Source organism: Shewanella sp. GXUN23E, assembly GCF_050865035.1.
Lineage (GTDB): Bacteria > Pseudomonadota > Gammaproteobacteria > Enterobacterales > Shewanellaceae > Shewanella.
On record NZ_JBOZWP010000014.1, the window covers coordinates 1 to 13,400 of the forward strand.

The window sequence follows — 13,400 nt, forward strand, 5'->3', positions numbered from 1 at the left end:
CGCACCTCAAGTTCAAGGTCTTGCAGCTCTGCTTCCACCTTCGCTACCCGCTCCTCAGCCTCTTGCAGCTTGCGCTGGGCTATCTTACTACTGACCATCAGGGTTAATGCGGTGTAGGCGGTCTCAGCCTCAGCTATGGCTGTCTCCAGGTTAACCCTGCAACTCTCCAGTTCCTGCCGCTTCAGTTCAATGACAGAGGTGTCAGCACCTATCACTGATGACCAATCCATTGTTTTAAGTCCGTACAGAATAATTGTCTCGGTTTGTCGGTACGACCAAGTAGGGTTAGTACATCCTCTGGTATGGAGGTCTGAGCAGCGCAAATGCGAGTACCGCTTCCCCTTGATGACTGAAGAGTTCAAACCCATACCTGAACCACATTCACACCTACAAAGCCCCCTGAACAGGTTCGCCATAGGCTCATTAGGCATGACACCTTGCTTGGTTGCTTTAGCGGCCTTGAGGCTCTGGCACTTGCTCCACAGCTCTTGGTCAATGATGGGAGGATAGAAGTTGGCAATCGGCTCACCATCAGGTACATCCTTGCCATCCACTCGTTTCAACGGCTGGCAGTAACCCAATGGAGATTTACTCTTGAGAATGTTATTGACTTTGGAATGTGTCCAGCCCTGAGTTTTCCCCCAGTAGGGTACTCCCTCCTCATTGAGCTTAATGGCAATAGGCTTAGTGCTATAGCCGTTGGAGTACATGGTAAAGATGCGCCGGACTATCTGGACAATCTCAGGCACTAGAAGAAACTCAGTCTTATCCTCTGAGACCTTGAGCCAAGCAGGACACTTGCGAGTGACAATCTTCCCCTGACGCATCAACTCTTTGTTCTTGGCTTTGGCTGCCCGAATGCGCTTACTCTTGGTCTCTGACTCTTCATGCGCTCGCTGAGCAGAGATACCCCAGACCATCAAGTCCACAAACTTGTTACTGCTGTCACTGGTATAAAGGCGGTTGTCGCTGAGGGTAAACACTTGAATGCCCATATCCAGCAGGTCTAGCATCAAGCGTATGCTCTTATCGACTTCCTGTCGTGAAAGGCGGTCTACGTTTTCAACGATAAGTACAGAGCCACGGGCAACCTCCCCACCTTGCACAGCGTCAATGAAGGCTTTCAGTGCGCCTTCAGAAGCATTTACCCCCTTCCAAGCACTGACACCCATATCAGCATAGCCTTTGCTACTCAGCGTCCATCCATGTACTTCACAGGCGTGCCTGATTGCATCTTCCTGTCGGGTTTTTCCGTGTCCTTTGAGCTGTCTCTCTGTACTTAATCTTGTGTAACTATATGCGGTAACCATCGGTGATTCATTGAACTGCCTTTGACTAGGGTCGGAATTATGCAACGGCAGAAAGTTTGTTAAAAGCGGTAAAGCACTTTTACCACATGCCAGCCGAATTTGGTTTTCACCAGATGTGGCGTCAGCAACTCACCGGTAAAGCAGACTTTATCGAACGCAGGCACCATCTGGCCCTTTTTGAACTCGCCCAGACTGCCACCCTTCTTGCCCGATGGGCAGGTGGAGTGACGCTTGGCCAGCACATCAAATTTCGCCCCTTTGTTGAGCTGCTTGATGATGTCTTCGGCAAGCTCCTGATGCTTAACCAATATGTGTAATGCTGCTGCGGTTTTTGCCACGATGGAACCTGTCTGTCTTTGTCGAAATTGGGGGAATTATACCCTTTGCCAAGGGGAGGCTCTAGATACGCTTCGCTGTGGTTTTACTGCTCCAGTGGCCTGGAACTTTTGGTTCTAAGGCAAGCTTCGCTTGCCAGAACATCGTGGGCTTCCAGCCCACACCCGGGTCAGGGGCGTTGCTCGTCCAACGCCCCTAACAACCCCAAGGACGCCCCAACCAACGCTGACAACTCCTCAGGCTTATGTCGAAAATTGGCTAACGTGACAGACGCTCGATTTACATCCCTGTAAATCCCTCCAGCTCGACTATCCTGTCTCGCGCTCGTAAGCACATCGCTTCGCGATACTCACCCATGAATCGACTGAGCCTGCGAGGAATCTGCCGGACAGGAAGTCCAAATGCCATGAAAGGCATGGATGCTTGAGAATGGCCATGTCGAAGCCACGCCATTTTCATCAACATTCTTCGGCGGCACCGACGGGGAATGGTGTACTCCACTAGTGCTGAGTCAAAATTATGCTTGCTTCATAATTTCGCCTGATATGTTCAAATATCAGACACTAATCTCAATCCGCCTCACTCCACCTGTTTAAGATGAATTCTTATACGTCATTCATGGAGATAGATATGGCATGTAGCTGTTGTAACAACCGTCTTAATATTGGAATGATCCACAAGACTGACCCAAGCACGGGACAAAAATTTAAGTCTTGCCCTCATTGCTCTGCAGCCAATGGAGGTGAGCATGTATTTCATCCCTATCCTTTGTCTTTCGGCAAAACACCCGCAAGAGTTACAGCCAGGAACCCTGATGGCTTCCAAAGCTATTGTGTTGATTGCAGGAGACTTGATAAAGGTGTAGCTTCTCAAGTTTTCACGCAAGGACGCACTTGTAGCAGTTTGATCTAAAGGCTTAGATGCAAGTATTTAAAGATGATGCCGTAAATTGGCTATCAACGCTTGCTACCGCGAGCGTTGACCTAATAATCACTGATCCACCATATGAATCCTTAGAAAAACATCGAAAAATAGGGACGACCACGAGACTAAAAGTAAGCAAATCATCTAATAATCAATGGTTTGAAATATTTCCAAATGCTCGATTTGAGAGTTTGTTGGCTGAAATCTATCGCGTCTTAAATACGAATGCTCACTTTTACCTATTTTGTGATCAGGAAACGATGTTCGTCATAAAGCCTATAGCAGAAAAAGTTGGCTTTAAATTCTGGAAGCCAATTATTTGGGACAAAGTCAGTATAGGTATGGGATATCACTACAGGGCACGCCACGAGTACATATTATTTTTTGAAAAGGGTAAAAGAAAACTCCATGATTTGAGTATTCCTGACATTCTTACCTATAAAAGAGTTTATAGAGGGTACCCCACTGAAAAGCCGGTACAACTAATAGAAACTTTAATTTCTCAAAGCAGCTCAAAAGGAGAGGTAATTGCCGACCCGTTTTTTGGTTCTGGTGCAACACTAATTGCTGCAAAAAACTTGGGAAGAAACTTTATCGGTGCAGATACTTCAGATTCAGCACATGCTCATTTTGCAAAACGGCTAAAAGAATAATAACTATCAGCCAATGGCCGGGAGGGATTTTTTCTTCTGGCAAGGAAGATGGCCTCGACGTGTAGTGGGCTACACGAGGGGCCACCAACACAGCCAGGGGGAAAAATAGCCCCGGCTGTGCAGACATACGCCACTTAAAAGCAAAGGCTTACGCCGTACCCCCAACAGTTAACAAGTCTAACTTCAAAGTAGGCTGGCCGACGCCGACTGGCACACTTTGCCCGTCTTTACCGCAGACCCCGACGCCTTTGTCCAGTTCCAGATCGTTACCCACCATGGAGATCTGCTTCATGGACTCTGGGCCGTTGCCGATCAGGGTTGCGCCCTTGATTGGCTGGGTGATCTCACCGTTTTCAATCAGATAGGCTTCTGATGCGGAGAACACAAACTTGCCTGAGGTGATATCCACCTGGCCGCCACCGAAGTTGGGGGCGTAGATGCCCTTTTTCACCGAACCGATAATCTCTTTGGGATCAGACTCGCCAGCCAGCATGTAAGTGTTGGTCATGCGCGGCATGGGCAGGTGGGCATAGGACTCACGACGGCCGTTGCCGGTCAGCGCTGCGCCCATCAATCCGGCGTTGAGCTTGTCCTGCATATAGCCTTTGAGGATGCCGTTTTCAATCAGCACAGTTTTCTGGGTTGGCGTGCCTTCATCATCTATGCTCAGTGAGCCGCGACGGTTCACAATAGTGCCATCATCCACCACAGTCACCAGCTCGGAAGCCACCTGCTGACCCACCATGCCGGAGAAGGCGCTGGAACCTTTACGGTTAAAGTCGCCTTCCAGACCATGTCCCACAGCTTCGTGCAGCAGCACGCCGGGCCAACCGGCACCCAGTACCACGGGCATTTCACCGGCCGGAGCATCCACCGCAATCAAGGCGACCTGAGCCTGACGCACCGCCTCGCGGGCATGGGCAAAACACTCTGGCAGACCGTCATCGCCGGTTTGCATAAACACTTCATAGCCATGACGGCCACCGCCACCGGCTGCGCCGCGCTCACGCTTGCCCTGATCTTCCATGATGATGGAGCAGTTGAAACGCACCAGCGGGCGCACATCGGCGGCCAGAGTGCCATCGCTGGCAGCCACCAGCACTTCTTCATGCACGCCGGACAGGCTCACCACCACCTGAATGATGCGACTGTCGAGACTGCGGATGTAGGCATCGGCCTGACGCAGCAGGTCGATTTTTTTATCCTGCACCATGGCGGCAATGGGATCGGCACTGTCGTACAGGGCATTCACACCACGGCGCTTCCACGCCTGCACTTTGCCGCTCTGACCACTTTGGGCGATACCGCGGGCCGCAATAGCGGCCGCTTTCAGGGCATCCGGGGTAATTTCATCGGCATAGGCAAAACCGGTTTTCTCGCCGGTAATGGCACGCACGCCAACGCCACGCTCAATGTGGAAGCTGCCTTCTTTGATGATGCCATCTTCCAGCACCCAGGACTCATGGCGACTGCCCTGAAAGTAAAGATCAGAAAAATCAATCTGGTGCTGATGGATAAGATCCAGATACGACTGCAGATCGTCCAGCTGCAATCCTTGCTGTAACAGACTTTGTCCTACTTGCGTTAGAAATGGCATCGACTCTCTCTTTAATCCACGTGGGATAGGTTATTCATTTACGCCCGTATTCAGTTTGGGCGCCTTAAATCTATTATGGCTGACAATCGGCATGGCTTTACGCACCCGTGCCAATTCAGCAAAATCCAGTTTGGCCTGCACCCAGCCTATGCCCTGTGGCAGCTGTGCCAGAATGCGTCCCCAGGGATCGACTATCATGCTCTGCCCCCAGGTTTCACGGTTGCCCTGATTGTGCCGTCCCCACTGCCCGGCGGCCAGCATAAAGCACTGACTGTCGAGCGCCCGGGCCTGTACCAGGGTTTGCCAGTGGGCTTCGCCTGTGACGGCAGTAAAGGCCGCCGGCAGCGCAATAATTTCGGCACCGGCCAGCCGCAGGGCGCGGAACAGATCCGGGAAGCGCACATCGTAACAGATCGCCAGTCCCAGCTTGCCAAAGGGGGTATCAATCACGCTAATCTGCTCACCGGGACAGAAGGTATCGCTTTCCCGGTAACTGCGGGTGCCGTCTTCCACATCCACATCGAACAGATGCATTTTGTCATATTGACCCTGCACCTGGCCTTTGTCATCAAACAGATAGCAGCGACTGTATACCCGGCCATCAGCGGCCAGCGCGGGAATGGTGCCGGCCACCAGCCAAATTTGAAAGCGGCGGGCATAGTCTGCCAGTGTGCGCCTGAGCAGGCTGTCGTGACCGCTGGCAGTCAGCTCTCCGGCGTGGGCCAGTTGCTCACCTTCATGACCGCCAAACAGGCACACACACTCAGGCAATACCACCAGTTGTGGCTCGTCGGCCTGCCGGGGTAACTGGTTAAGCTGCGATTCGAGCTGCTGAAGATTGGCGCTGACGTCCCGACTGCTTTGACACTGCAGCAAACTGACCTGCATCTTGCACTCCCTGTGCAGCAACACCGCGGTGGATGGGGATCACCCTGGCCTGCGCATTGCCGCCATTATTTTCTCTACGTCCAACGGGCTTCACATCATCTGTCCCAGCGGGCTGGCCGGTAATGGACTGGGTACTGGACTGCCCGCTACTGGATTGGGGCGATACCGACGACTCGGTCCCGGCCGGCTCAGTGGCCTGCCGCCGGGGCAGTACAGATTCAGGAATTTCAATTTCCTTACTCTTGCGCTCCAGCTCTTCCAATTTGGGATCTGACATGGTGCCGGTCAAGCGAAAGCGAATTTCGGAAATCACCTCGATCACCGGCTCCAGCACTTTGGTCAGGGCAAAGGCACCGACACCCAGCGTCCAGGCACTGGTGCTGAGCAGCACCACAGTCGGCACACTGGAGGCCAGCTGCGGCACAAAGCTGATGTCATAGTTCAGGCTTTCTGTGCGCAGATCCGTATAGCCGCGCACCTTCATGTTGCCGGCCACCGCATCCATCTCGGTATCTGTGGTTTTCACCACCCCGTTATCTATCTGCAGCGTACCACCAAAAGAATTGAAATACAGTCCCTTACCAAAGACGTCAGAGAAATCCAGCGACAGCTTGCGCAGCAGTGAGTCCATGCTGAACAGGGAGAAGATGCGGGCGCCTTTGTCGCTGATCTGCGACATATGGCCCTTGCCCAGATCAAACCTGACATCGCCGTTGAGGCTGGCCACAGTGAAATCATAGGGCGCGCCCTGCCAGTTGAGATTGGCCGTCAGCATCAGGGATGACTCCTTGACGCCGGGATCTATGCCCAGCCGCTCAGTCAGCGCATCGAAGTTGTCGGCCTTGAGCGTGAGCGAAATATCGGTCAGGTTGCGGCCATCGCCATGCAGCCACTTGCCCTTGCCATTGAGGGTGGCCGCCGGTGAGCTGAGCGACAGCGTCTGGATCTCATAGCCTTCAGGCGCGGGTGTGCCCTGCAGCACCAGATGCCCCAGCGGCTTGTCGTCAAACCTGAAATCATCCACATCCGCCGCCAGCGGCGGCAGATGAGTACCGCCGAGCGTCTCCCCGTCAGTCTGCTGTTGCTGTCCTGTCTGAGACGACAGATACAGACGCGAAGCCACCAGTTTGATGCCTTGAGTGCTCCAGTCAGGATAGAAATCGACATGTCCGGCGAACTGGGGCGATTCTCCCTGTATCCGCCAGGCATTATCGGTTGGCGCAGCCAACAGCTTCAGGTGCGTCAGCGTTTGTCCTAGCAGTTGAAGCTCGCCGATGTCACCGGCAATACTCTGCAATGGCGGAAACAGTGAAGATGATGTGTCAGCCGAATGCTGAGTCGGAGCGGCCCCATCTCCCCGGGGCGTCGCGGCAATATCCTCACCTTCCAGGTTTATTACTGTATCAGCAGCGGGCAGAAAGCCTTCGATGATGGGCATCCACTCATCCATGTCCGCCTGAGCCAGTGCCAGCTGGATATGCCCCTGCTGCTTACTCAACGCATCACCCGGCTGAAACAGTCGTCCCAACAACAGATCATAGTGAGCAAGGCCAGAACCGGATTTGCTGTTGAAACCACCCCAGAACTCCGCCTTCTTGCCAATACGGATCCCCAGGTTGGTCTCGCGGTTATCGCCGACCAGTTCAATATTCAGCGGCAATTTAGTGTCAGCCGCCTTGTTGAAGGGGGCAGGCAGATCCAGGGTGACACCGGTTAAATTGGAGCCGACACGCGCCTGCAGGCGATAACCGCCATCGTCAAAAATCATGGTCAGCTTACCTGCCCAATCGGCGCGGCCATGGTAGTAATCACTCAGCGGGTTATCCAGCTCCTCGGGCAGCTTGTTCAGTCTCCAATAACCGGACAGATCCAGATCGAGCGCATAATCCTTGCCGCGGGATTCGCTGGTAAAACTCAGTTGCAGCGGCTGACGATAGAGTTTGGCCTGCAGCCCCTGAGCCGTCACCCTGTCGTTGTGAAATGCCACCTCACCGCTGACATTAGTCAGCGCGATGCCGGGCGAAGATACATACAGCGGATTGTCCTTTAACTGCACCGAACCCAGGATTTGTTCACTTGCGCCATCATAGAAGGGAATGGTCAAATCCAGTTTAACGCCGATATCACCTGCAAGCTGCACCACATCCAGCGTGGAGCCGACAGTGTCTTTCAGTGGCGAGGCGTTAATCACCGCCACGCCATGTCTGGCCGCAGTGCGCAGATCGGCCTTAACCCCCAATTCGGTATGTTCACCCATATCCGGAATAAACACATGGGCGCCTTTGGCGCTAACATTCAGCAATTTGCCGTTTTGCACCCAAATATCCATACGGGCATTTTCAAACAGGGCATACAGATCCAGCTCGGTTACCGCCGGCCAGTCTGGCTGGAATTCAAATTCCGCCTTATTGAGATGGAAGCCCGCCTGAAACACCCCACTGTGGTCATCATAAGGGAAACGGGACAACTCGCCATTCCACACTACTTTGGCGTCTTTGCTTTCGCCTTTTATCAACGCCTCTGACAAGTAGTCCACCAGATCCTGCCCCATGGCATCTATCGGGTAATAACGGTCTGCGTGAGCGGCATTCTTGATGTTGACATCGGCAGCCAATGCCAGCAGCGGCTGATCCGCCAGCTCCAGCCGGGTGTTGGCGACCAGATGCAAATCAGCATTGTCCAGTACCAGATTTGGCAACAGCAATGTTTGACTGGCACTGTCAAATTGGCCCTTGAGCGGCTGCAGATCAAAAGTCAGTGGCTGGCTGAAACCGCCGTTAAAATCGACGGTCAGCGGCTGTGCTGGCAGTGCAAAATAGAGCTTTCCGTCCTGCCAGCCCAGCGTGGCCGTTAAGCCAGACAATCCGGGCACAGATTCTGTGGCAGACCATTGCAGCTGCTCCAGTGCCAGTTGCACCCGGGGAGATTGCGCCAGCGGCCAGTACAGCGACAGCGGGCCTATTTCACCATGGGGAGCCATCTGTTGATATTGATGCAATTCATCCAGCGAGATCCCGGGGATCAGCGGCAGCAAAGGCAGCAACCGCTGCGCCAACAAAGGCGCGGTATGCAGCGACAGGGCGTCGCCCTGACGGATAAGGCTAAGCTGGGGATCCGGCCAGGCCTGCCCGTTGGTTTCCAGCTGCAGATCTTTACTGAAAATTTGCCAGCCCTGCTCAGACGGCACCCAGCTCAGCTCCCCGCCCTGAATACTGAATTGCTGCTTTTGCTGATTGAGCTGCCACTCCAGATAGCTGGGGGCAAATGCCACTATGCCCGAGGTGATACGGCGCTGCCCCAGCTCCAGCCAGGCCTGCAGATTGACCACACCTTCAAGTGGCAGACTGGCTTTGGGATCGTATGGATTGGGTCTACGGGAAGCCCACTCACCCAGATCCAGCGCCTGGGCAGCCAGGTACGCCTGGCCGCGAATGGAATCAGGACGGTTGCCATCACCTTTGAGATCGAACATCAGGGTCAGCCGTTCTTTATCAGAGGCGTCCTTGTCCAGATATAAGGCGCCCTGTCCCTGATGCCTGCCATTGGTGTTCAGCCAATGCAGATCCTGCAGAAAGATAGGACTTAGATCCTCAGTGGGACTGCGCAGTTCCAGCGACAACCGGGAGATAGAAAACTGCTGCAGCTGCTCCAGCAGCAGCCGGTACAGCCAGTCGAGATTGGCACTGCCCTGCTGGGCGGCGGACAATTGCTTGAGGCGCTCAAGATCCAGCTGCACCCGCACACCATCAAACAACACATCTTCAATTTGTGGGCTTAAGGTGACCAGACTTTCCCAGAAATCCAGCTTCACCTGCACCTGTTCAACATCCAGGGTCAGCGGTAATTTGTCCTGCACCGGCAACACCAGATCCCGCACCGTCAGCGCCGGACCAAAGGCCTGCCACTGCGCCTCCAGCTGACCGACTTCCACCCGAATGCCGTAGTCTGCCTCCAGCATCTGCACCAGATCCTGACGCACATTATCCAGCTGCGGCAGCAATCCCCGAATAAGGCTGACCGTCAGCGCAAAAAGGATCAGCGCTACCGCCAACAACTGGCCGCAGAGTCGGGAAAAACGGGCAAAAGCGGAAGATTGGCTCACTAAACCATTACCACATCATATTTGTCCTGCGCGTACATAGGCTCACTCTTCACCCGGATGCGCTTGCCGATATACACCTCCAGCTCAGCAATTTGCTGGCCATTGTCGCTGCACAGCTGATCATGGACGGCTGGCGAGCAGTACAACATAAACTCATCTACTACATAGGCGCGATCCAGGCGAATAAGTTCCCGCAGGATCTCATAAGAAACGGTTTCCACCGTTTTCAGGCTGCCGGTACCGCGACAGGCCGGACACTCTTCACACAGTACATGCTCCAGGCTTTCGCGGGTGCGCTTGCGGGTCATCTCCACCAACCCCAGACCCGAGAACCCACTGATATTGGTTTTCACCCTGTCCTGGGCCAGTGCAGACTGCAGGCTGTCCAGCACCCGCTGCTTGTGTTCTTCGTTCACCATATCGATAAAGTCGATAATGATAATGCCGCCCAGATTGCGCAGTCGCAGCTGCCGGGCAATCGCCTGGGTGGCCTCCAGATTGGTGTTGAAGATGGTGTCTTCCAGATTGCGATGGCCCACAAAGGCACCGGTATTGATATCCACAGTCGTCATGGCTTCGGTCTGATCGATTATCAGGTAGCCACCGGATTTGAGCTCCACCTTGCGATTCAGTGCCCGTTTGATCTCGTTCTCGACATCATAGAGTTCAAAAATGGGGGATTTGCCTGAATACAGTTCAATACGACCGGCCATTTGCGGCATAAATTCACTGGCAAACTCAGTCAGCTCATAGTGAGTGGTTTTCGAGTCCACCTGCACCCGATCCAGATCGGCGCCGACAAAATCCCGCACCACCCGCACCTGCAGCGGCAAATCCTGATACAGCAGGCTGATGCCCCGGCGCTTGCGCCGCTCGCTGACCTTGGCCCATACCCGGCGCAAAAAGGCGGCATCCTGGGACAGCTCTTCTTCGCCCACACCCTCGGCCGCGGTACGGATAATAAATCCGCCGTCGTCATCCACATAAGGCAGAGTAATACGCTTGAGGCGGGAACGTTCCTCTTCAGATTCAATGCGCTGGGATACGCCCACATGGCTGGATCCAGGCATGAACACCAGATAACGGGAAGGCAAAGTGATATCAGTGGTCAGGCGCGCGCCTTTGGTACCCAGGGGATCTTTCACCACCTGCACCATGATGTCCTGCCCCTGGCGCACCAGCTGGGCAATGTCGCGCACCACAAAGTTGCCCTTTTCGACGTCGGCCACACACTCGGTATGAGGCACTATGTCAGAAGCGTGCAGAAAGGCGGCCTTGTCCAGACCGATATCCACGAAGGCGGCTTGCATGCCCGGCAATACCCGGGTGACTTTACCTTTATAAATGTTGCCCACCAGCCCCTGTTTCATATGGCGCTCGACATGGACTTCCTGGAGGACGCCGTGTTCGATCAGGGCAACCCTGGCTTCAAACGGCGTTACATTGATAAGCAGTTCTGAGCCCAGTTTACGGGCTGGTATTTGATTATTATTGCGGCTGCGATCCACGACTCACCCCGGCGGGTGCCCACTTGGGCTGTCAAATTCATTATCTGACCGGCGACAGATTGCGCCGGTATTTATTCGTATAATTGTGCCGTGATTGGTCGAAAAATCCCACCGTCACAGCGTAGAAAAGCGTTTCAACAGGTTTCGGGTTTGCACCAGAGGCAAACCCACTACGGCCGAGTAGCTGCCATCGATAGCATCGACAAAGCTGCCGCCAATCGCCTGAATGCCATAGGCTCCAGCCTTGTCCATCGGCTCGCCGGTAGCGATATAGGCCTGAATGTCAGTATCCGACAGTTCACAAAAGCGCACCAGGGTGCACACCAGCTCAGACAGCGTCTGACTGCCATCAGTCACTGCTACCGCCGTCATCACAGTATGCTGACGACCTGACAGCTGGCGCAGCATAGTTGCGGCATCTGCTTCATCCACCGGCTTGCCGAGGATCTGCCCATCGCACACCACTATGGTGTCTGATCCCAGCACCACCGGCGCAGTCATCTGAGCGCACAGTGCCAACCCGGCATGGGCCTTTTCCCGCGCCAGACGCACCACAAAATCCTCAGGCCGTTCTCCGGCCAAATGAGATTCATCAATATCCGGGGCAACCAGCTCAAATCCCTGCTTCGCGGCACAACAGTCTGTCCGGCTGAATAAGGCCTGTGCGAGCAACTCGCGACGGCGGGGCGATGTAGAAGCCAGTACCAGCGTCATTTATCTCACCTTGTAGTGGCGTCGCAGACGACGCAACATCATAAAAACCCAGGGCCACAGCAACAGGCTGGAAACCGCCGGCAGAAACAGCCCCACATTGAAATGCGCGGCATCAATGACAAACTCGGCCCAGAACACCACCAGATGATAAAAACTCACCAGCAGGGCGACCACAAAGGCCTGTTGCCACAGGGGGAAATTTCGCAGCCTCTGGAAATGCAGCACCACCACATAGATCACCAGTGAAAACGCCAGCGCGCGAATGCCCAGCACTGAGCCCAGCAGCACGTCCAGCGCAATCCCCATCATAAAGGCGGTCAGGATATTGACCCGGTGAGGCAGCGCCATGGCCCAGTAAATCAGCACCAGCAGCAGCCAGTCAGGGCGCCAGCTCTCCACCAGATTGGGCAGTGGCATAATCTGGAACATCAGTCCCAGCAGCATGGTGAGCCACACGAGCCAGCGGCCGTGTGCAGCCTGATAACTCATGATTTCACCTCAGCATCGGCAAGGGTTTCGGGTTCAGCAAATACAGGAGTGCTACTGTCTTCCAGCTCAGGCCAGATGAGCAGCACATAACGAATGCGATCAAGCGCCGCCAATGGCCGGGCAATCACGCTGGCATAGGTCTGCCCATCGTCTTTAATCACCTGAGTGACCCGCGCGACCGGATAACCCTCCGGAAAACGCTGCCCCAGCCCAGAGGTCACCAGCAGGTCGCCGACCTTGATGTCGGTACTCTTGGCCACATGCTTGAGTTCAATTTCATCCAGCACCCCTGTGCCATTGGCCACCAGGCGCACATCGTTGCGCGCCAGTCTGACCGGCAAGCCGTGGCTGGCATCGGACACCAGCAGGACCCGGCTGGTCAGCTTGGATACCTGAGTCACCTGCCCTACCACACCAAAGGCATCCACCACAGGCTGGCCGACAAACACGCCACTGTCGCTGCCCTTGTTGAGCACCACATAGTGACGATAAGGGTCGCTGGCGACTTCCATCACTTCGGCCACCATCTTGCGGGCGTCCATGTGAACCGGGGAGCCCAGCAGGGCACGCAGGCGATCGTTTTCCTGACGCAGTTGCTCGAAACGCTGCAACCGCTCACTCATCAGCAATTGCTGACGCATCAGCTCTTTGTTCTGCTTTTCCAGCATGTTGCGGGTTGCCAGACTTTCGGCAGACCAGTCCAGCAAAATGCCCGGCACATTGGCCAGGTACTGCAGCGGACTGAGAACGGAAGACAGAGACTGACGCACAGGCTCGAGCCTGTCGTTGGCCAACATCAGCACCACCGACAGTACAATGGCCAGTGTCAGTCTCAATTGAATAGAGATACCGCGGACAAAAATAGGCTTCATAGAACGA

At 54.5% G+C, this 13,400-nt stretch carries 10 protein-coding genes; 1 reads left to right on the forward strand and 9 read right to left on the reverse strand.

The genetic code is table 11. The features are described 5' to 3' along the window. Positions 1 to 1,310, reverse strand: a 1,310-nt coding sequence (locus tag ACRRUX_RS12830) for a recombinase family protein (protein ID WP_432530902.1), incomplete at its 3' end; no start/stop codon positions are given. 59 nt (positions 1,311 to 1,369) lie between these two features. Further along, positions 1,370 to 1,648, reverse strand: coding sequence for a peptidylprolyl isomerase PpiC (ppiC, locus tag ACRRUX_RS12835; RefSeq protein WP_432530904.1), 279 nt, complete (start codon positions 1,646 to 1,648; stop codon positions 1,370 to 1,372). A gap of 918 nt (positions 1,649 to 2,566) precedes the next feature. Between ppiC and ACRRUX_RS12840 the strand changes: the two genes are divergently transcribed. After that, entirely contained in the window at positions 2,567 to 3,223 is a 657-nt protein-coding gene (locus tag ACRRUX_RS12840) for a DNA-methyltransferase (RefSeq protein ID WP_432530906.1), read from the forward strand. Between the two features lie 148 nt (positions 3,224 to 3,371). On the opposite strand, the gene tldD is transcribed toward ACRRUX_RS12840, so the two are convergent. The 7 genes from tldD to mreC all read right to left on the reverse strand — a co-directional run bounded on the left by tldD (position 3,372) and on the right by mreC (position 13,393). Then, complete coding sequence (gene tldD / locus ACRRUX_RS12845) at positions 3,372 to 4,820, reverse strand: metalloprotease TldD (RefSeq protein ID WP_432530908.1); 1,449 nt, start codon at positions 4,818 to 4,820, stop codon at positions 3,372 to 3,374. Positions 4,821 to 4,850: 30 nt separating this feature from the next. After that, positions 4,851 to 5,708, reverse strand: a complete 858-nt coding sequence (locus ACRRUX_RS12850; protein WP_432530911.1) for a carbon-nitrogen hydrolase family protein — start codon at positions 5,706 to 5,708, stop codon at positions 4,851 to 4,853. Next, positions 5,632 to 9,810 (reverse strand): YhdP family protein, encoded by a 4,179-nt coding sequence (locus ACRRUX_RS12855; protein WP_432530913.1) that lies wholly within the window; start codon positions 9,808 to 9,810, stop codon positions 5,632 to 5,634. Before ACRRUX_RS12855 ends, ACRRUX_RS12850 begins: the two co-directional genes overlap by 77 nt. Continuing rightward, positions 9,810 to 11,318 (reverse strand): ribonuclease G, encoded by a 1,509-nt coding sequence (rng, locus tag ACRRUX_RS12860; protein WP_432530915.1) that lies wholly within the window; start codon positions 11,316 to 11,318, stop codon positions 9,810 to 9,812. Before rng ends, ACRRUX_RS12855 begins: the two co-directional genes overlap by 1 nt. Positions 11,319 to 11,432: 114 nt before the next feature. Beyond that, positions 11,433 to 12,032 (reverse strand): Maf family protein, encoded by a 600-nt coding sequence (locus ACRRUX_RS12865; protein ID WP_432530917.1) that lies wholly within the window; start codon positions 12,030 to 12,032, stop codon positions 11,433 to 11,435. Beyond that, on the reverse strand, positions 12,033 to 12,521 hold the full coding sequence (gene mreD, locus ACRRUX_RS12870; protein WP_432530919.1) for a rod shape-determining protein MreD: 489 nt from the start codon (positions 12,519 to 12,521) through the stop codon (positions 12,033 to 12,035). Continuing rightward, positions 12,518 to 13,393, reverse strand: coding sequence for a rod shape-determining protein MreC (mreC, locus tag ACRRUX_RS12875; RefSeq protein ID WP_432530921.1), 876 nt, complete (start codon positions 13,391 to 13,393; stop codon positions 12,518 to 12,520). Before mreC ends, mreD begins: the two co-directional genes overlap by 4 nt. Positions 13,394 to 13,400: the final 7 nt, after the last annotated feature.